Here is an 18,510-nt window from a genome sequence, read left to right as displayed (position 1 = left end):
TTCGGCGATCCTGTCCCGGCTTGGCTGCGCGCGCCGCGCGCACGGCCCGGCTTCGCGGCGGCCGGCGCAAAGGCCCGCGGGCCGGTATGCTTGCATATTTTCCCGGCCGGCTCGACTGAACCGTCCCTGATTTTCGACTCATAGGCGATTGAACATGATCCCCGTCACCATCCTGACCGGCTTCCTGGGCAGCGGCAAAACCACGCTGCTCAAGCGCATCCTCAACGAAAAGCACGGCATGAAGATCGCCGTGATCGAGAACGAATTCGGCGAGGAAAACATCGATAACGAGATCTTGGTACAGAACCAAGCGGAGCAGATCGTGCAGATGAGCAACGGCTGCATCTGCTGCACGATCCGCGGCGATTTGGCGCGTGCGCTCGGCGATCTCGCTGCGCGCAAGCGCGCCGGCGAGATCGCGTTCGATCGGGTCGTGATCGAAACCACCGGTTTGGCCAACCCCGGGCCGGTCGCGCAAACCTTCTTCATCGACAGCGAGATCGGCGACGAGTTTTTGCTCGATGCGATCATCACGCTCGTGGACGCCAAGCATGCGAACGCGCAGTTGGACGAGCACGAAGTCGTGCAGCGCCAGGTGGGTTTCGCCGATCGCCTGTTCATCACGAAGGCCGACCTCGTCGACGAAGCCGCGGTGGCGGATTTGCGGCACCGCCTCGTGCACATGAACCCGAAAGCGACGATCAAGGTCGTCAATTTCGGCGAAGCCGACATCAAGGAAATCTTCGATCTGCGCGGCTTCAACCTGAACGCCAAGCTCGAGATCGACCCGGACTTCCTGGCCGAGGACGAGCACGATCACGACCATCACGACCATGGTCACGATCACGATCACGCCCATGACCACGAGCATTGCGATCACGACCATGGCCAGTGCGCCCACGAAGGCCATGCGCATCATCACCACGCGCACCATGACGATCGCATCAAGTCGTTCGTCTACCGCAACGATCGCCCGTTCGATCCGAACAAGCTCGAAGATTTTCTGGGCGGCGTGCTGCAGATCTACGGCGAGCGCCTGCTGCGCTACAAGGGTGTGCTGTATATGAAGGGCGTCGACCGGAAAGTCGTGTTTCAGGGCGTGCATCAAATGATGGGTAGCGACCTTGCGGCCAAGTGGCTGCCGGTCGAAAAGAAGACGAACAAGATGGTCTTCATCGGCATCGATCTGCCGCAGGACCTCATTACGGACGGGCTCGACGCCTGCCTCGTCTGAAGCCACGCCGGACGTGGGATGCCGCACGCGCGCGAGGTATCGACCGTTCGCTTTTTGGACGAGCGCGCGCTATATTTTCATGATAACGAGGCGCCGCGGCAGGGTTTTCTCTGTTGCGGCGCTCGAGATCGATTCAGTTACAATACGTCCCCGCCGCCAGGGCGGTGGGTAGCACGATGGCGCCGGGAAACCTTATCCGGACCACGCCAAAGCAAAAACATCGAGACACCGAAAGAAAAGCTGCACGGGAGTTCGCGCATTGCCGGCCTTCTCGTGTTGCGATGCCGTATCGACTGGGTAGAGGCACCCGAGGATCGGTTTCCAGAGGAGTTCGGCCCCGCATCGGCGCGACGGCGTCTTGACGGCCCATGGGCCGCGGGCGTCGGCGCTTCCAAGGCACCGCTTGCGGGCAATACGAAAGTGCGGGCAATATCTATGGGTTTTGCCTCACATTGAAGAAGCACGCAGATGACGACGAAACGACTCTTGACCGAAGCCGAAATCCTGAAGATGAGCGACAAGGATTACATGAACGAGGATCAGCTCGCCTTCTTCAAGAACAGGCTCGAACAGCTTCAAGCGGAAATCCTCCGCAACGCCGGACAGACGACCGAGAATTTGCGTGAGACGGTGATCGTTCCCGATCCCGCCGATCGCGCGACGATCGAGGAAGAGCATGCGCTCGAGCTGCGCACGCGTGATCGCGAACGCAAGCTGCTGAAGAAGGTTCAGCAATCGCTCGCGCGGATCGAATCGGGCGATTACGGCTGGTGCGAAGAAACGGGCGAGCCGATCGGCATCCCGCGCCTGCTCGCACGGCCCACGGCCACGCTCTCGCTCGAAGCGCAAGAGCGCCGCGAGTTGCGGCAGAAGCTGTTCGGCGATTGACGGGCGCGGCGGCGCGGCCGGATGTGCCGCGTGCGCTTTCACGCTGCTTCCACGAGGCGCGCGGAAATCCCGCGCGCCTTTTGTTTTTGCGTGCACTCCTTGCGTACGTCTTCTGCCTGCCCGCTCCCGTCATCGGGACGCAGGCGATGCACGACGCATCGCCCGAATAGCCCGAATAGCCCGGAGGGGGTGGGCCGTAGCCACGGATCGCCCTCGTGCAGTCGAGCGCGAACCGGTCTTCGCCGGCTCGTCTAGCACCCAATTCGTTCCCCACTGTCGGCAAAGCTTACCGATATCGCCCGAACATCGAGCTTCGAGCCGTCTCGCTTACCGCTCGAAGCGGCCTACCGCTCGGCCGGGGTGACGGTTGGCCAAGGCCTGCCTAGGCGCCTTGGCGACCGCCTCTTGATAAACCCGAGTACGCCCTAAAATGAGTCCAATGTGCTCGCGGGAAGGCTCCCGCTTGCGGCGCCGCGCGCCATCCGTTTTTCGCTCGCGTGGCGCTCGCACGCCGCCGAGCCCATTTCGCATTCTCGAGGAACGCACCATGGAGCAATTTCACGGCACGACGATCGTCTCCGTGCGCAACGGCGACAAAGTTGCGCTGGGCGGCGACGGTCAAGTGACGCTTGGCAATATCGTCATGAAAGGCGGCGCAAAGAAGGTGCGCCGCATCTTCAACGGCAAGGTGCTGGTCGGCTTTGCCGGCGGCACGGCCGACGCGTTTTCGCTGCTCGACCGCTTCGAGGCGAAGCTCGAGAAGCACCAGGGCAATCTGACCCGCGCCGCCGTCGAGCTGGCCAAGGATTGGCGCACCGACCGCATGCTGCGCCGGCTCGAAGCGATGCTGATCGCGGCCGATGCGCTGACGACGCTCGTCATCACCGGCAACGGCGACGTGCTCGACCCCGAAGGCGGCATTTGCGCGATCGGTTCGGGCGGCGCCTATGCGCAGGCGGCTGCGCGTGCGCTCGCCGAGAACACAGCGCTCTCGCCGCGCGAGATCGTCGAGAAGTCGCTCGAGATTGCGGGCGACATGTGCATTTACACGAACCATAACCGCGTCATCGAGACGATCGAGTAAGTGAGGTAGGAACCGATGAGCACCATGACCCCGGCCGAGATCGTCTCGGAACTCGACAAGCACATCATCGGCCAGAACAAGGCCAAGAAAGCCGTGGCCGTCGCGCTGCGCAACCGCTGGCGGCGACAGCAGGTGGCCGAACCTCTACGCCAAGAGATCACGCCGAAAAACATTTTGATGATCGGACCGACCGGCGTCGGCAAGACCGAGATCGCGCGGCGCTTGGCCAAGCTCGCCGATGCGCCGTTCATCAAAATCGAAGCGACCAAGTTCACGGAAGTCGGCTACGTGGGGCGCGACGTCGACAGCATCGTGCGCGACCTCATCGAAATCTCCCTGAAGCAGACGCGCGAATCGGAGATGCGCAAGGTGCGCTCGAAGGCGCAAGATCAAGCGGAGGATCGTATCCTCGACATCCTGCTGCCGAGCGCGCGGCCCGTCGGCTTCGGCTCGTCGGTCGAGAGCGAAGCGTCCGGCAACGACAACGCCACGCGCCAAACTTTCCGCAAGCGTCTGCGCGAAGGTCAGCTCAACGACAAGGAAATCGAGCTCGACGTCGAGATGCCGCAAGTGGGCATGGACATCATGGGGCCGCCGGGCATGGAGGACATGACCGAGCAGATTCGTTCGATGTTCGCCAATCTGGGCGGCGGCAAGAAGACGCGCCGCAAGCTCAAAGTGGCCGAGGCGCTGAAGGTGCTGACCGACGAAGAAGCCTCGAAGATGCTCAACGAGGAAGAAGTGAAGGCCAAGGCGGTGCAGAACGTCGAGCAGAACGGCATCGTGTTTCTGGACGAGATCGACAAGATCGCCTCGCGCAGCGAAGCGGGCGGGGCCGAGGTATCGCGCCAAGGCGTGCAGCGTGACTTGCTGCCGCTCGTCGAGGGCACGACGATCAATACGCGCTACGGGATGGTGAAGACCGACCACGTCCTATTCATCGCGAGCGGCGCCTTCCACCTGGCCAAGCCGAGCGATTTGATTCCCGAGTTGCAGGGGCGCTTTCCGATTCGTGTGGAACTGGATTCGCTGTCGGTCGAGGATTTCGAATCGATCCTCGTGGCGACCGACGCGAGCCTCGTCAAGCAATATCAGGCGCTGCTCGCCACCGAGGAAGTCGAACTCGAATTTGCACCCGACGGGATCAAGCGAATGGCCGAGATCGCGTTTTCGGTCAACGAGCGCACGGAGAACATCGGCGCGCGCCGGCTCTATACGGTGATCGAGAAGCTGCTCGAAGAAGTGTCGTTCTCGGCCGGCAATCACACCGGTCGGAAGGTGACGATCGATGCGGCCTATGTCGACCGCGCGCTCGGCGATGTCGCGCAAAGCGAGGATCTGTCGCGGTACGTGTTGTAACGCCAGTCTCAACGGCGGCATGCGATGGGGTCATCTCTCGGTTGCCCCCATCGCGCTTCGCCTTTCGCTTGAAACCCCGCTCCCTAAACGCCTCCTCCAACTGCGAATTCGGCAATTGGTCTGATTCGATCGCGCAACGCAATTTGAGACGCTTTTCGCGTCGATGATCGAGCCTCCCACCCACGGTGGGCTGTGAACCCCCGTTCATCCGCAAAGGAGGCAAATTCATGACCGTTTCATTCGATCGCGCAGCCAAGCATCCCATCCCGGCGGCCATCGCGGCCGCCGCGTCGCTTTTATGCCTCACGCTCGCCGCCAATGTCGCCCATGCCGCGCGAACGCCGCAGGCGCCGCAAGTCACGCTCGCCGACGGCATCGTCGAGGGCGTCAAGATGCGCGGCCAACACAAGGACGTGCGCATTTTTCGAGGCATCCCCTACGCCGCCCCGCCCATCGAGGATTTCCGTTTTCGCGAGCCGCAACCGGTCGCGCGCTGGGCCGGCGTGCGCAATGCGCGGCAATTCGGCCCGCGCTGCATGCAATCGTTCGTCGCCGGCAAGCTCGACTTCCGCTCGACGACCATGAGCGAGGATTGCCTTTATCTGAACGTCTGGACGAGCGCGAACGGTTCGGACGGCAAGTTGCCGGTGCTCGTCTATTTCCACGGCGGCGCGTTCGTATCGGGCGACGGCTCCGAACCCCGCTACGATGGCGCGCAACTCGCCTCGCGCGGGGTGATCGTCGTCACGGCGAACTACCGGCTCGGGGCGTTCGGTTTCCTCGCGGCGCCGGGAGCGGCCAGCGAGTCCTCGCACGGCACCGCCGGCAATTACGGCCTGCTCGATCAAGTCGCGGCGCTCAAATGGGTGCGCGATAACATCGCCCAGTTCGGCGGCGATCCGTCGAACGTCACGATCGCCGGCAATTCGGCCGGCTCGACCTCGGTCAGCGCCCATATGGCCTCGCCCCTTTCGCACGGGCTGTTTGCGCGCGCGATCGGGCACAGCGGCGCGGCGTTCGCGCCCGACGCCCTGTGGACGCGCGAGGAAGCCGAGCGCGCGGCCAAGGCGTTCACGGCGCGCATCGGCGCCGCATCGCTGCAGCAGTTGCGCTCGCTGCCGGCAAAGACGCTGCTCAGCTCGGCAGCGCAAGCGCAACGGTCGTACGAGCCCATGAGCTTTAGGCCGAGCATCGACGGTCACTTCCTCACCGAGTCGCCCGAACAAGTCTTCACTCGGGGCGGCCAAGCTCGGGTGCCGCTGCTGCTCGGATCGAACGCGCAGGAAGCGGTGTCCCCAGGACTGACGGCGCCAGCGGGACAAGCAGCGTCGGAAACGGGCCCTCGGCTCGCCACGCTCGGAGAAAAGCTATCGGCGTTCCGCGACCAAGTGGACGAGGTCCTCGCGCTTTATCCGGGCAGCGACAAGGTGAGTCAGAGCACACGGCGATGGATGGATCTGCACCGGCAGACGGGGCAGGCGCCGGTCTTCTACTATCGCTACACGCAACGGCTGCCGGCAGAGATCGATGTGCCGACGGATCACGTGCCGCCGCCGGTGCTCGGCCGCGTGCACGACGCGCAAGTGCCTTACGCGCTCGGCAATCTGGATGTGCAAAAGCGGTATTCGTGGACGGCCGCCGATTACGACGTCTCGCGCGTCTTTTCGCGCTACGTCGAACGATTCGTGAAGACCGGCGACCCTAACGGTGGGGCGGCGGCAACTGCATCGGCCGACGACCAAGCGCCGCGACAGGCGGGCTCGGTCCCGAACTGGCCGGCGTTGCGCGTGGAGAATCAAGGCACGTTGCTGCAGATCATCGGCGAAAACACGCATTCCGCCTGGGACAATTCCGCGTCATCGCAGGGTCTCGCCGGGCAGCCGCCGGCAAGCGCGCTAGCCGAGGGCACACCGGCTCCCGCCGTTCGATAGCGCGCTGCGGCCGGTCGCGGTTCGAGCTTGTTCGGCTTGTTCCGCTTGTTCCACTTCTTCGGCCGCCGCGGTGCGCGGCCGAGAAGCCCCGGCGCGCAGCCTACCGCTGAGCGCGCAGGCAAGCGACATGCCCCGCACGCGCACGCTCGTTACTGCCTGACCGGCCGCTTCGCGAGCTTTCTCTGCAATGTGCGCCGGTGCATGTTCAACGCGCGCGCGGTCGCCGAGATATTGCCGCCGTTCTCGGCCAACGCACGTTGAATGTGCTCCCATTCGAGCCGCGCCACCGACAGCAGCGTCGGATGCTCGATGGCTGCCTCGGCTTGGGTGGCGCTCGCTTCCGTTTGCAGCGCCGCCAAAATCGATTCGACGTTGGCCGGCTTGGCCAGATAGTTGTCGGCCCCGTCCTTTACCGCCTGCACCGCCGTGGCGATGCTCGCGTAGCCGGTCAGCACGAGCATGCGCGCGTCCGGCTGCAACTCGCGCAGCGGTGCGACCAGGTTCAGCCCCGAGTCGCTGCCCAAATGCAGATCGACCGTGATGAAGTCGAATTTGTGCTGGTTCGCGAGCGCGATCGCCTCCTCGGCATTGTGCGCTTGATGCGTGATGTAGCCACGCCGCGTCAGCCCGCGAGCCAAGATGCCCGAGAAGACTTCGTCGTCGTCGATGACGAGAAAATTCGTGTCGCTCATAGTGCGTTCTCCTTATTCCGATGTAGAAAGCGCGGCGCGCTGCAGTTGTCCGTCGTCCTTCGCTGCCGGCACGCGCAGGACGGCGCGCGTGCCGCGCGGTTCGCCGTCCAGCAGTTCGATCGACCCGTTCAAGCGCGCGGCAGCCACGAACGCGAGATACAACCCCACGCCGTGCCCTCCTTGCGTGCTATCGACCGGGGCGGCGCCGAGCTTGGTGCGCAGCGCCGGCGAAATGCCCGGTCCCGAGTCGCAAATCTGAAATTCGATGAACCCGTCCGCGACGGCAGCGGCGAGCGTGACGCTGTCGCGGCTCGCGCGCGCGGCGTTGTCGAGCAAGATGGTCAGGATCTGGCCGACCGCCGAGGTTTCGCCCAGCCAGGTATCGTCGATCGCCGCGCCCAACCGCAAAAACTTCACGTGCGGGTGGCGCAAGCGCCACTGCTCGCAAAAGCTCGCCAGCCACACGTCGAGCCGCTCGCGGGACGGCGCCACCGAAGCCCGCGTGCGCAGCCGCGCGAGCGCGGAAGTGCACAGCGTCATCTGCTGCTCGAGCAGGGCGAAATCGTCGGCGTAAGGGGCGAGCCCCTCGTCGCTGCGCGCGGCCTCGCGCAATTCCTCGGTCACCATCGCGATCGTCGATAGCGGCGTGCCCATCTCGTGGGCCACGGTGGCCGCTTGCACGCCCAGCGCCACCGCGCGCTCATCGCGCAAGAGCCGCTGCTGCGCGTCGCCGAGCGCTGCATCGCGCTGACGCAATGCGGTCGACATGCGGGCGACGAACCATGCGATCAACCCCACGCTCACCATGAAATTGACCCACATGCCCGTGCGGTAGTAATCGAACAGGTTCGCCGGGTTGTCCATGTTCAGCGGGACCGAATCGAAACCGAGCGCGACGTAGCAGCACATGGCGAAGATCGCGAGCCAGATCATGTGCCGCCAGGGAAGGACCGCCGCCGCGATGGCGAGCGAGGGCAGATAGAGCGAAACGAACGGATTGGTCGTGCCGCCCGACAAGAACAACAGCGCCGACAGCGCGCCCAGATCGACCCACAACTGCCCGAGCAGCTCGAGGTCCGTTTCGGGGCGAGCGCTCGCGACGCGGAACCAGGTCGCCGCGTTGAAGATCGCTTCGAGGGCGATGATGATCAGCATCGCCGGCAACGGCAGATGCACGCCGAAGAACTGCTGAACGACGGCGATCGTGACGAGCTGCCCGATGATCGCCAGGCAGCGCAGCCAAAAGAGATGGCCGAGGTTGACGCGGCCGGTATTCGTAATACGTTGCATCACAATTCAAGAATTCGGAGGGTCGCGCACGGCGCCGCAACTGGCCGAAACGGCAAGCGCGTCGGCGTAGCAGGCCGGACACAGGCAAAGCGCCGACGCCGCCCCGGCAAGCACGGCGGCAGCCGGCAGCGGCGGCAGATTCGCGCACCAACAGTCGAACGGCTGCGACGCCCGGCCGCACTCGAATGCGACGCCGCAGCGCGGGCAGCGCGAGCGCAAATCCGGCTTGGGCTGGCAGTGACGAATGTCCATGGACGACGCCATCGGCGACAACACACAAAAAAATGCCGCAAAAACAATACGATGCGGCAATCATGCCAGCGTTCTCGGCACGCCGCATGCATCTATGTCAAAGAAATGGCGCGTCATACGCGCGCTGCGACCAAAAACCGCGGTTGCGTTTCTCAGTCCTGTACAATTGGCGCCTGTTTTCGCCCGCCCCCCCGTTTGAACCGTTGCCTGCCGAGCTTGCCGCCATGTCAGAGCCTCTCGACCTCTCCCTGATCGCGCCCACGCTGAAAGCCGAAATTCTGGCCGAGGCCTTGCCCTATATCCGCCAATATCACGGCAAGACCGTCGTCATCAAATACGGCGGCAATGCCATGACCGAGGAGCGTCTGAAGCAAGGCTTCGCGCGCGACGTCATTTTGCTCAAGCTGGTCGGCATCAATCCCGTCATCGTGCATGGCGGCGGCCCGCAGATCGATCAAGCGCTCAAGAAGATCGGCAAGCAAGGCACGTTCATCCAAGGCATGCGGGTGACGGACGAGGAAACGATGGAAGTCGTCGAATGGGTGCTCGGCGGCGAAGTGCAGCAAGACATCGTCACGCTCATCAACCACTTCGGCGGCCATGCGGTCGGCCTCACGGGCAAGGACGGCGGCCTCATCCACGCGCGCAAGCTGATGCTGCCCGACCGTGACAATCCGGGCCAATACGTCGATATCGGGCAAGTCGGGGAAGTCGAATCGATCAATCCGGCCGTCGTGCGCGCGTTGCAAGACGACGCCTTCATCCCGGTCATTTCGCCGATCGGCTTCGGCGAAGACGGCTTGTCCTACAACATCAACGCCGATCTCGTGGCCGGCAAGCTCGCCGTCGTCCTGAACGCCGAAAAGCTCGTCATGATGACCAATATCCCGGGCGTCATGGACAAGGAGGGCACGCTGCTCACCGATCTCTCGGCACGGGAGATCGACGCGCTGTTCGAAGACGGCACGATCTCGGGCGGCATGTTGCCGAAGATCGCCTCCGCGCTCGACGCCGCCAAGAGCGGCGTGCGCTCGGTCCACATCATCGACGGCCGTATCGAGCACTCCGTGCTGCTCGAAATTCTGACCGAGCAGCCGTTCGGCACGATGATTCGCTCGCACTGAGCTTGCCCGTCCTCGGAGCCGGGCGGGCAAAACCGCCCCGGCTCAGCGCCGCTTTGGAGCACCCGTTCATGTCCCCGTCGCCGCCGTCCCGCAGGCAAGGCCGGGCACGCCCGCGCGCGGGTAGCCCGGTGTGGCTTTTCGACCTCGACAACACGCTGCACCACGCCTCGCACGCGATCTTTCCCGCGATCAATGCGGCGATGACTCGCTATATCGTCGATGCGCTCAGCATGGCCACGGCGCAAGCCGACGAACTGCGTGTGCGCTATGTGCGGCGCTACGGGGCGACCCTGCTAGGGCTCGCGCGGCACCATCCGATCGATCCGCACGATTTTTTGCGCTCGGTCCACACGTTCCCCGATCTGAGCGCCATGGTGCGCGGGGAGCGCGGGCTCGCCCGGCTCATCGCCGCCCTGCCCGGCCGCAAGATCATCCTCACGAACGCCCCCGAACGCTACGCGCGCGCCGTACTCGCGCAGCTCGGAATCGAGCGGCTGTTCGAGCGGGTCATTGCGATCGAACATATGCGCCGGCGCGGGGCGTGGCACGCCAAGCCCGATCTGGCGATGTTGCGGCGCGTGCTGCGCGAGGCGCGGGTGCCGCTCGCCGACGCCATCCTCGTCGAGGACACGCGCTCGCATTTGAAGCGTTACCGGCGGCTCGGCATCGGCACGGTTTGGATCGTCGGGCACCTGCCCCACGCGGCCAGCACGCAGGAAAGCCGAGGCCGCATGCCGGGCACCGGCCGTCCGCACTATGTCGATCGTCGCATTCGTTCGCTAAAATCCCTCAAACGGGGTCACGGAGCGGGGCGCAAATGGAACCGATCGGAGAGCGGGACGCGGAACTAGACCGCGAAACACAGCCGGAGCACGCCGCACGCACGCCGCGCATGAAGCCGGGCGAGCGGCGCGTGCATATCCTGCACACGCTCGCCGCCATGCTGGAGGCGCCCAAGAGCGAGAAGATCACCACGGCCGCGCTCGCCGCCCGGCTCGGCGTCTCGGAAGCGGCGCTCTACCGCCAATTCGCCAGCAAGGCGCAGATGTTCGAGGCTCTCATCGAGTTCATCGAAGCGACTTTCTTCGGGCTCATCAACCAAATCGCCGAAAAAGAGCCGAACGGCGTGCTGCAAGCCCGCGCCATCGGCATGATGCTGCTCAATTTCGCGGGAAAGAACCCCGGCATGACCCGGGTGCTGACAGGCGAAGCGCTCGTGGGCGAACACGAGCGGCTTGCCGAACGCGTCGCCCACATGCTCGAGCGCGTCGAGGCATCGGTCAAGCAAAGCCTGCGCATCGCGCTGATGGAAGCGCACCAAGCCGAGAGCGACGGGCAGTCGGCTCGCGCCGCGCCCGCGTCGGGGCCGCTGCCGGCCGATTACGATCCCGCCGTACGCGCCAATCTGCTGGTCAGCTACGTCGTCGGCCGGTGGCACCGCTACGCCCGCAGCGGGTTCACGCGCGCACCGGCCGAACATGCCGACGCGCAACTGCGCTTGATCCTGCAATAGCGCGTTATCGGGTTTTCCGCTATCCTTTGCCGTTCCATTGCTTTGAGCGAAAGCGCCCGTCGTTTGCGCGGGACCACCCGGCCGGGTGTCGCCAAAGCGAGCGCGCCGATTTGTCGACTCGATTGCGGGCGCGCGAACCCAAGCACCGAATGCGGGGGTTCACTATAAATGCGGCTAAAGAGGTCGTCAGCCGCGCTCCATTTCGTTCCGCGCACCGCCGACACCATTTAGCCGCCCATTTGGAAGGCGGAATACATGGAATCGATCGGCATCGTCGCTCCACAACGCATGCATTTCACCGAACCGCTCGCCTTGCAGAGCGGCTCGTCGCTCGCCGGCTACGACCTCATGGTCGAGACGTACGGCACGCTCAACGCTGCGCGCTCCAACGCCGTGCTGGTCTGCCACGCGCTCAATGCTTCGCATCACGTCGCGGGGGTCTACGCGGGCGAACCGAAGAACGTCGGCTGGTGGGACAACATGGTGGGGCCGGGCAAGCCGCTCGATACGAACCGCTTCTTCGTGATCGGCGTCAACAACCTCGGCTCGTGCTTCGGATCGACGGGGCCGATGAGCCTCGATCCCGCGACGGGCAAGCCCTACGGTGCGCGCTTCCCGGTCGTGACCGTCGAAGATTGGGTGCATGCTCAAGCGCGCGTGGCCGACGCTTTCGGCATCGAGCGCTTTGCCGCCGTCATGGGCGGCAGCCTCGGCGGCATGCAGGCGCTCGCCTGGAGCCTCATGTATCCGGATCGCGTGGGCCATTGCATCATCGTCGCCTCCACCCCGAAGCTTTCCGCGCAGAACATCGCGTTCAACGAAGTGGCGCGCTCGGCGATCCTGTCCGACCCCGACTTCCACGGCGGCGACTATTACGCCCATGGGGTCAAGCCCAAGCGCGGCCTGCGCGTCGCGCGCATGATCGGCCACATCACTTACTTGTCCGACGACGACATGGCCACAAAGTTCGGCCGCGCACTGCGCCGGCCCGGCGCCACCGGCGGGGCGAGCAGCGCGACGGGCAGCCTGGCCGAGGACTATCGTTTCAGCTTCGACGTCGAGTTCGAGGTGGAATCGTACTTGCGCTATCAAGGCGACAAGTTCGCCGATTATTTCGACGCCAACACCTACCTGCTGATCACACGCGCGCTCGACTACTTCGATCCGGCCAAGGCGTTCGACGGCGATTTGACGGCCGCGCTCGCGCACTCGCGCGCCCAGTATCTGATCGCCAGCTTCACCACCGATTGGCGCTTCGCCCCGGCGCGCTCGCGCGAGCTCGTCAAGGCGCTGCTCGATCACAAGCGGCGGGTCACGTATGCGGAGATCGACGCGCCGCACGGGCACGACGCTTTTCTGCTCGACGATGCGCGCTATCACAACGTCGTGCGCGCCTATTTCGAACGTATCGCTCAGGAGGTGCGGGCATGAATCAGGCCGCCATCGATTCGCTCTCGACGCGCTCGGATTTCCGGGCCATCGCCCGTTGGGTCGAGCCCAACGGCACCGTCCTCGATCTGGGCTGCGGCGACGGGAGCCTGCTCGCGCTGCTCATCGAGGAGCTCGGCGTGACGGGCTACGGCATCGAAATCAACGATGCCGGCGTGCTTGCCTGCGTGCGGCAAGGCGTGAACGTGATCCAGCAAAATCTCGAAGACGGCCTGCGCCTGTTCGAGGACGGCAGTTTCGACTTCGCGATCCTTTCCCAAACGCTGCAAACGATCCACCAAACCGCGGCGATTCTGCGCGAGACGGTGCGCGTGGGCAAAGAATGCATCGTCTCGTTTCCCAACTTCGGCTACTGGCCGCATCGGCTGTCGGTGCTGCGCGGGCGCATGCCCGTCTCGAAGTCGCTGCCCTACCAGTGGCACAACACCCCCAACGTGCGCGTGCTCACGATTCGCGATTTCGAGGCGCTCGCCCCGGAAGTGGGGATCGAGATCCTCGACCGCGTGGTGCTGCACGGCGGCCGCGTGGTCCGTTGGGGCGCGAACTGGCGTGGTAGTCTTGCGGTCTACCGCGTCAGGCGCAGCCCGAACGGGCCGACGCCGCGTTGAACGCGCCGCTCCGAAGAGGTTCGCCATCAAACGAGACATCCCGCCCCCGTCCCACGAAAGCGCCGCGCTGAGCGCTCACGAGGCGCATCCCGGCTGGCGCGCGTTTCTGAACCGGCACATGCTCATTTGCATCTTCCTCGGCTTCACGTCGGGGTTGCCGCTCTTTACGCTCGTCTATCTGGTGCAGGCGTGGCTGCGCTCGGAAGGCGTCAACCTGAAGGAAATCGGACTGTTCGCGCTGATCCAATTTCCGTACACGTGGAAGTTCGTTTGGGCGCCGCTGATGGACCGCTACGTGCCGAAGCTGCCGTTTTGGCGTCCGGGGCGCCGCCGCGGCTGGATGCTCTGCACGCAATTGCTGGTGGCAGGCGCGATCGCTTCGCTCGGGTTCGTCTCGCCCCGCGACGCGATTTGGACCGTCGCCGCATTGACGGCGCTGGTCGCGTTCTTCGGCGCGAGCCAAGACATCGTCATCGACGCCTACCGGCGCGAATTGCTTACCGACACCGAACAAGGGCTCGGTAACGCCGTGCATGTGAACGCCTACAAAGTCGCGGCGCTCGTGCCCGGTTCGCTATCGTTGATCCTGTCCGACCATCTGCCTTGGACGGCCGTGTTCGCCGTCACCGGCGCATTCATGCTGCCCGGGATCGTGCTGACGCTACTCGTGAGCGAGCCGGAAGTGCATGGCGCGCCGCCGAAGAATTTGCGCGAAGCCATCACGTTCCCGCTCGCGGAATTCGTCACGCGCGACGGGCTCAAGGCGGCCCTGCTCGTGCTCGCGTTCATCTTCCTGTACAAGCTGGGCGACACGATGGCGACGACGCTGTCGACCTCGTTCTTCCTCGACCTGGGCTTCAACAAGACGGAAATCGGCGTCATTGCGAAGACGACCGCGTTTTGGGCGAGCCTCGCGGGCGGCATCATCGGCGGCGCCTGGCTCGTAAAAATCGGCATCGCACGCGGGCTTTGGATCTTCGGGTTTCTTCAGATCGTCTCGACGCTCGGTTTCGCATGGCTCGCGAAAATCGGCCCGTCGCCGGCCGCGCTTGCGCTGATCTACGGCTTCGAAACGTTCGCGACGGGGCTCACGCTCGCGGCCTTCACGGCATATATCGCGAGCACCACCGATCCGCGCTATACCGCCACGCAATTCGCGCTTTTCACGAGCCTCGCCTCGGTGCCTCGCACCCTGGCTTCGGCGGCGAGCGGATTCGTCGTCGCGAAGATCGGCTGGTTCGACTATTTCCTCGTGTGCGCCGTGCTGGCCGCCCCCGGGATGCTGCTGTTGCCGAGGATCGCCCCGTGGCGGGAGCATGGCTAGCGATTGGCGTCACACAATGCTTAACTCCCATTCAGCCGTCGCCGGAAATTAGGAACGCCGTGCTTTGCAATAACACCATCTCGTCCTAGCTTTATTCGCTTGGTCTGATTCGAAAAAATTACGATCATTACCAACAGAAGCTACATCACAATGCCTCTCACGCCCTTGTCACACCGATGAGAGGCGCCTGAAGAAACGAAGCTCCATCGCTTCGCCCCTGAAACAATTCAATTAGGCAATACACGTCATTACGCCACTCATTCATGGCGTCGATGGCTTATTCGCGTCTTCAATGCGAAATGCGGTCCGCGCTCATCACTTAATGACTTGAGAGGATCAAGATGAAGACTCAATTGACGATGATTCGACGCTTGCGTCGTTCCCGCCGCCCGCACCCGTCCCGCCATCGCGCCGCCGCCGTGTTCGCCGCCGCCTCGCTGGCATGGCTGCCGTCGGCCACCCTCAACGCGGCCACCACCCCGCCCTCCACGCGTATCGATCTGCCGGCGGGCGCGATCGAAGGTGCAAAGAGCTCCATTCAAGGCGTCGAGCTGCGCGTATTCCGGGGCATTCCGTACGCCGCGCCGCCCGTGGGGGAACTGCGCTGGAAGCCGCCGCAGCCGGTCAGCGCGTGGGCCGGCGTGCGCAGCGCAACCGAGTTCGGCGTGCGTTGCATGCAATTGCCGCTGTTTCAGATGGAATTTCGCTCGCGCAGCATGAGCGAGGACTGTCTTTTTTTGAACGTATGGGCGCCGGCGCGCGCCGCCGGCGAGAAACTGCCCGTGCTCGTCTATCTCCATGGCGGCGGCTTCGCCGCGGGCGACAGTTCGGAGCCGCGCTACGATGGCGCAGCCCTCGCCGCGCGGGGCATGGTGACGGTGACGGTCAACTACCGGCTCGGCGTGTTCGGTTTCCTCGCACTGCCGGAAATGGCGCGCGAATCACCCTATGGCGCTGCCGGCAACTACGGGCTGTTGGATCAGTGCGCCGCGCTGCGCTGGGTGCGCGAAAACATCGCCAAGTTTGGCGGCGATCCCGATAAGGTCACGATCGGCGGCGAGTCGGCCGGCTCGGTGGCCGTCAGCGCCCATATGGCCTCGCCGCTCTCGCGCGGGCTCTTCGCTCGCGCGATCGGTCAAAGCGGCGCGGCCATGGGGCCGCTTACGATATGGTCGCCCGACGATGCCCGCACGGCAGCGGAGCACTTTCAAGAGAAGATGAAAGCGGCGTCGCTCGGCGCGCTGCGGAGCATGCCGGCCGATGTCCTGCTCGCCGGCACGGGCACCAAGGAAAAACCAGAGTTCCTCTTTTGGCCGTCGGTCGACGGCCACTTTCTTACACGATCGCTAGAAGCGACCTATGAGGCCGGCGCGCAAGCGCGCGTGCCGCTGCTCGTCGGCAGCAACTCCCACGAAGCGCCGCACACGATGGTGCTCGATCGGCATCCGCCCACCCCGCAACACTGGCGCGCCGCGATCAAGCGCATTTTCGGGCCGTACTACGCCGACGTGCTCGCGCTTTACCCCGGCAACGACGACGACGAAGTACGCCGTTCCGCCACCTCGCTTGCGAGCGATCTGTTCATCAGTCACGCCACGCGCCGCTGGGTCGATGCGCACCGGCAGACGGGCGGCTCCCCCGTGTACTTCTATTACTACACGCACAAGCGTCCGCACAAACGCCACCCCGAAGCGGGACAACTGCCGGAGGACGGCGCCATGCACAGCGCCGAGATCAAGTACGCGCTCGGCACGTTGGGGTTATCGAACCGCTTCGCGTGGCGGCCGCAAGACCACGCCGTCTCACGTATCTTCTCGGGCTATGTGGCGCACTTCGTGAAAACGGGCACACCGAACGATCCGTCACTGCCCGAGTGGCCTGCCTCGCGCGAAGAACACGGTGGCCTTTTGCGTCAACAGATCGCCGTGGAAACCAAAACGATCGTCGACGTCGACGCGCCCCGGCATTCGCTCCTTCGCCGCTATTACGAGGCGAACCCGCAACTGTACCGCGATCGCCGTCGATAGGCGCGGCACGGCGCATGCCGCTCTTACGCCAGGGTGTGCGCGTAGTCGATCGTCAGCGGTGCATGATCGCTGAATTTGATCTCGCGAAAGATCGAGGCGCGTTCGGCCGTTTCGGCAACGCCCGCCGTGGCGATGTGGTAATCGATGCGCCACCCCACGTTCTTGGCATAGGCCTGGCCGCGATTGCTCCACCAGGTGTACTGCTCCGGCCGCTGGTCGAGCCGGCGGAACACATCGACGTACCCGACTTCATCGAACAACTGCGTGAGCCAGGCACGCTCTTCCGGTAGGCAACCGGAGTTTTTCTGGTTGCTCTTCCAGTTCTTGATGTCGATCTCTTTATGCACGATGTTCACATCGCCGCAGACGATCACCTCGCGCTCTTTGCGCAGTGCGGCCAGGTGCGGCATGAACGCGTCCATGAAGCGGAACTTCGCCTGCTGCCGCTCCTCGCCGCTGGAGCCGGACGGCACGTAGACCGAGACGACGGACAGCTTGCCGAAGCGCGCCTCGACGTAACGCCCCTCCGGGTCGAACTCGGCGCTGCCGAAACCGATGACGACATCGTCCGGTTCGTGGCGCGTGTACAGTCCGGCGCCGCTGTATCCCTTCTTCACGGCATGCTGAAAGTAGCCGGTGTAGCCGTGCGGCGCGAGAAATTCCGGCGTCATGTCGTCCTGCGAACATTTGACCTCCTGCACGCAGACGATATCGGCATCCTGTTTGCCGAACCAATCGAAGAAGCCCTTCTTAGCGGCCGAACGGATGCCGTTCAAGTTGGCCGTAATCACTCGCATCATGCGTCATCCTTGTCTTAGTCGAGTTCAACACGTGTGATCGTCGCTGAGCACTGTGTATTGAGCGCTGGGCACTCGTCGCTCAGGCAATCGTGAGTCCCTTGAGCGACTCCTTCGCGGGCGGGTAGCGCAAGTCCAGGCCCTGGAACACGCGAAGCAGCAAGGCCGCCACCATCAGATTCCGATGCGACTTCGAATCGGCCGGTACGACATACCACGGCGCGTGTTCGGTCGCCGTCGCGGCAAGCGCGTCTGCGTAGGCGAGTTGATAGTCGTCCCAGTGCCTGCGCGCCTCGATATCGGCCAGGTCGAATTTCCAGTGCTTCGTTTCGTCGTCGATGCGCGCCTGCAAGCGCTCGCGCTGCGCGTCCTTGGAGATGTGCAGGAAGCATTTGAGGATGGCCGTGCCGGATTGGGCCAACAGCGTTTCGAAATGACGGATGTGCGCGTATCGGCGCGTCAGTTCGTCCGTATCGATTTCGCCGCGCACGCGCGGGACCAGCACGTCTTCGTAGTGGCTGCGATTGAAGATCGTCAGCTCGCCGGCGGCGGGCGCCTGTCGATGCACCCGCCAGAGGAAATCGTGTGCCGCCTCCTCGGGCGTCGGCGAACGGAACGTGGCGATGCGCAGCCCAAGCGGATCGACTTCATGGAAGACGGCGCGAATGGTGCCATCCTTGCCGCTCGTATCCATGCCTTGCAGCACGAGCAGCACGCGTTCGCGGCGCTGCGCGTGCAAGCGCTCCTGCATCTCGTCCAATTGCGCGGCGTACGCCGTCAAGCGCTCCCGATCGGCCTGCTTCGACCCGGCCGAAAAAGGCTTGCCGGTCGGGTCGAAATCGGCGAGCGAAAAGCCTTTGTCGCCTTTGTCCCCGTCAGAAAAAGGGACGCGAAAGTCGTCCAATTGCTTGCGCTTGGCCATATCGTTTCGTGCCTCT

18 protein-coding genes are annotated in these 18,510 nt (G+C 64.2%); 13 read left to right on the top strand and 5 right to left on the bottom strand.

Annotated elements, in window-relative coordinates:
- The first annotated feature begins 154 nt into the window (after positions 1-154).
- The 5 genes from QQS38_RS06940 to QQS38_RS06920 all read left to right on the top strand — a co-directional run bounded on the left by QQS38_RS06940 (position 155) and on the right by QQS38_RS06920 (position 6,496).
- Positions 155-1,234: a CobW family GTP-binding protein gene (locus QQS38_RS06940; protein ID WP_479644637.1), complete on the top strand. Its 1,080-nt coding sequence runs from the start codon at positions 155-157 to the stop codon at positions 1,232-1,234.
- 468 nt (positions 1,235-1,702) lie between these two features.
- Positions 1,703-2,122 (top strand): RNA polymerase-binding protein DksA, encoded by a 420-nt coding sequence (gene dksA, locus QQS38_RS06935; RefSeq protein WP_277427607.1) that lies wholly within the window; start codon positions 1,703-1,705, stop codon positions 2,120-2,122.
- 547 nt (positions 2,123-2,669) lie between these two features.
- Positions 2,670-3,206 carry an ATP-dependent protease subunit HslV gene (hslV, locus tag QQS38_RS06930; RefSeq protein WP_479644636.1) on the top strand — a complete coding sequence of 179 codons (537 nt, stop codon included), beginning with the start codon at positions 2,670-2,672 and terminating at the stop codon, positions 3,204-3,206.
- Positions 3,207-3,221: 15 nt separating this feature from the next.
- On the top strand, positions 3,222-4,565 hold the full coding sequence (gene hslU, locus QQS38_RS06925) for an ATP-dependent protease ATPase subunit HslU (protein ID WP_479644635.1): 1,344 nt from the start codon (positions 3,222-3,224) through the stop codon (positions 4,563-4,565).
- Positions 4,566-4,792: 227 nt separating this feature from the next.
- On the top strand, positions 4,793-6,496 hold the full coding sequence (locus QQS38_RS06920; RefSeq protein ID WP_479644634.1) for a carboxylesterase/lipase family protein: 1,704 nt from the start codon (positions 4,793-4,795) through the stop codon (positions 6,494-6,496).
- Positions 6,497-6,645: 149 nt separating this feature from the next.
- Here QQS38_RS06920 and QQS38_RS06915 read toward each other — a convergent pair whose 3' ends face one another.
- The 3 genes from QQS38_RS06915 to QQS38_RS06905 are packed head-to-tail and all read right to left on the bottom strand — an operon-like array spanning position 6,646 to position 8,730.
- On the bottom strand, positions 6,646-7,188 hold the full coding sequence (locus QQS38_RS06915; RefSeq protein WP_325341844.1) for a response regulator transcription factor: 543 nt from the start codon (positions 7,186-7,188) through the stop codon (positions 6,646-6,648).
- A gap of 12 nt (positions 7,189-7,200) precedes the next feature.
- The gene (locus tag QQS38_RS06910; protein ID WP_479644633.1) at positions 7,201-8,478 is read right to left on the bottom strand and encodes an ATP-binding protein; all 1,278 of its coding nucleotides are present in this window, start codon (positions 8,476-8,478) and stop codon (positions 7,201-7,203) included.
- Positions 8,479-8,484: 6 nt separating this feature from the next.
- Positions 8,485-8,730, bottom strand: a complete 246-nt coding sequence (locus tag QQS38_RS06905; protein WP_479644632.1) for a cysteine-rich CWC family protein — start codon at positions 8,728-8,730, stop codon at positions 8,485-8,487.
- On the opposite strand from QQS38_RS06905, the gene QQS38_RS06900 reads away from it, so the two are divergent.
- The 8 genes from QQS38_RS06900 to QQS38_RS06865 all read left to right on the top strand — a co-directional run bounded on the left by QQS38_RS06900 (position 8,729) and on the right by QQS38_RS06865 (position 16,775).
- On the top strand, positions 8,729-8,929 hold the full coding sequence (locus QQS38_RS06900) for a hypothetical protein (RefSeq protein ID WP_479644631.1): 201 nt from the start codon (positions 8,729-8,731) through the stop codon (positions 8,927-8,929). The two genes, QQS38_RS06905 and QQS38_RS06900, sit on opposite strands and share 2 nt — an antisense overlap.
- A 25-nt stretch (positions 8,930-8,954) precedes the next feature.
- On the top strand, positions 8,955-9,854 hold the full coding sequence (gene argB / locus QQS38_RS06895; RefSeq protein ID WP_479644630.1) for an acetylglutamate kinase: 900 nt from the start codon (positions 8,955-8,957) through the stop codon (positions 9,852-9,854).
- A 68-nt stretch (positions 9,855-9,922) separates the two neighbouring features.
- Positions 9,923-10,705 (top strand): pyrimidine 5'-nucleotidase, encoded by a 783-nt coding sequence (locus tag QQS38_RS06890; protein ID WP_479644629.1) that lies wholly within the window; start codon positions 9,923-9,925, stop codon positions 10,703-10,705.
- 41 nt (positions 10,706-10,746) lie between these two features.
- The gene (gene slmA / locus QQS38_RS06885; RefSeq protein WP_479644988.1) at positions 10,747-11,367 is read left to right on the top strand and encodes a nucleoid occlusion factor SlmA; all 621 of its coding nucleotides are present in this window, start codon (positions 10,747-10,749) and stop codon (positions 11,365-11,367) included.
- 255 nt (positions 11,368-11,622) lie between these two features.
- Positions 11,623-12,798, top strand: a complete 1,176-nt coding sequence (metX, locus tag QQS38_RS06880) for a homoserine O-succinyltransferase MetX (RefSeq protein ID WP_479644628.1) — start codon at positions 11,623-11,625, stop codon at positions 12,796-12,798.
- The gene (metW, locus tag QQS38_RS06875; RefSeq protein ID WP_479644627.1) at positions 12,795-13,424 is read left to right on the top strand and encodes a methionine biosynthesis protein MetW; all 630 of its coding nucleotides are present in this window, start codon (positions 12,795-12,797) and stop codon (positions 13,422-13,424) included. Before metX ends, metW begins: the two co-directional genes overlap by 4 nt.
- Positions 13,425-13,461: 37 nt before the next feature.
- On the top strand, positions 13,462-14,748 hold the full coding sequence (locus QQS38_RS06870) for an AmpG family muropeptide MFS transporter (protein ID WP_479644987.1): 1,287 nt from the start codon (positions 13,462-13,464) through the stop codon (positions 14,746-14,748).
- 341 nt (positions 14,749-15,089) lie between these two features.
- Positions 15,090-16,775: a carboxylesterase/lipase family protein gene (locus QQS38_RS06865; RefSeq protein ID WP_479644626.1), complete on the top strand. Its 1,686-nt coding sequence runs from the start codon at positions 15,090-15,092 to the stop codon at positions 16,773-16,775.
- Positions 16,776-16,798: 23 nt separating this feature from the next.
- On the opposite strand, the gene QQS38_RS06860 is transcribed toward QQS38_RS06865, so the two are convergent.
- Together QQS38_RS06860 and QQS38_RS06855 are read right to left on the bottom strand one after the other, a co-directional pair.
- A complete protein-coding gene (locus QQS38_RS06860) occupies positions 16,799-17,575 on the bottom strand; it encodes an exodeoxyribonuclease III (RefSeq protein WP_479644625.1) in 777 nt (258 codons plus the stop codon).
- 79 nt (positions 17,576-17,654) lie between these two features.
- Entirely contained in the window at positions 17,655-18,494 is an 840-nt protein-coding gene (locus QQS38_RS06855; protein WP_479644624.1) for a PPK2 family polyphosphate kinase, read from the bottom strand.
- Between the last annotated feature and the right edge of the window lie 16 nt (positions 18,495-18,510).

Source organism: Trinickia sp. Z7 (assembly GCF_056498045.1).
The sequence above is the reverse complement of the archived record's forward strand: the minus strand, read 5'-3'. Positions and strand labels throughout refer to the sequence as shown.

Bases quoted from the DNA above. Each gene is read 5' to 3' on its own strand.
- QQS38_RS06940 (WP_479644637.1), top strand. From the start codon at position 155: ATGATCCCCGTCACCATCCTGACCGGCTTCCTGGGCAGCGGCAAAACC.
- dksA (WP_277427607.1), top strand. From the start codon at position 1,703: ATGACGACGAAACGACTCTTGACCGAAGCCGAAATCCTGAAGATGAGC.
- hslV (WP_479644636.1), top strand. From the start codon at position 2,670: ATGGAGCAATTTCACGGCACGACGATCGTCTCCGTGCGCAACGGCGAC.
- hslU (WP_479644635.1), top strand. From the start codon at position 3,222: ATGAGCACCATGACCCCGGCCGAGATCGTCTCGGAACTCGACAAGCAC.
- QQS38_RS06920 (WP_479644634.1), top strand. From the start codon at position 4,793: ATGACCGTTTCATTCGATCGCGCAGCCAAGCATCCCATCCCGGCGGCC.
- QQS38_RS06915 (WP_325341844.1), bottom strand. From the start codon at position 7,188: ATGAGCGACACGAATTTTCTCGTCATCGACGACGACGAAGTCTTCTCG.
- QQS38_RS06910 (WP_479644633.1), bottom strand. From the start codon at position 8,478: ATGCAACGTATTACGAATACCGGCCGCGTCAACCTCGGCCATCTCTTT.
- QQS38_RS06900 (WP_479644631.1), top strand. From the start codon at position 8,729: ATGGACGACGCCATCGGCGACAACACACAAAAAAATGCCGCAAAAACA.
- QQS38_RS06905 (WP_479644632.1), bottom strand. From the start codon at position 8,730: ATGGACATTCGTCACTGCCAGCCCAAGCCGGATTTGCGCTCGCGCTGC.
- argB (WP_479644630.1), top strand. From the start codon at position 8,955: ATGTCAGAGCCTCTCGACCTCTCCCTGATCGCGCCCACGCTGAAAGCC.
- QQS38_RS06890 (WP_479644629.1), top strand. From the start codon at position 9,923: ATGTCCCCGTCGCCGCCGTCCCGCAGGCAAGGCCGGGCACGCCCGCGC.
- slmA (WP_479644988.1), top strand. From the start codon at position 10,747: ATGAAGCCGGGCGAGCGGCGCGTGCATATCCTGCACACGCTCGCCGCC.
- metX (WP_479644628.1), top strand. From the start codon at position 11,623: ATGGAATCGATCGGCATCGTCGCTCCACAACGCATGCATTTCACCGAA.
- metW (WP_479644627.1), top strand. From the start codon at position 12,795: ATGAATCAGGCCGCCATCGATTCGCTCTCGACGCGCTCGGATTTCCGG.
- QQS38_RS06865 (WP_479644626.1), top strand. From the start codon at position 15,090: ATGAAGACTCAATTGACGATGATTCGACGCTTGCGTCGTTCCCGCCGC.
- QQS38_RS06860 (WP_479644625.1), bottom strand. From the start codon at position 17,575: ATGATGCGAGTGATTACGGCCAACTTGAACGGCATCCGTTCGGCCGCT.
- QQS38_RS06855 (WP_479644624.1), bottom strand. From the start codon at position 18,494: ATGGCCAAGCGCAAGCAATTGGACGACTTTCGCGTCCCTTTTTCTGAC.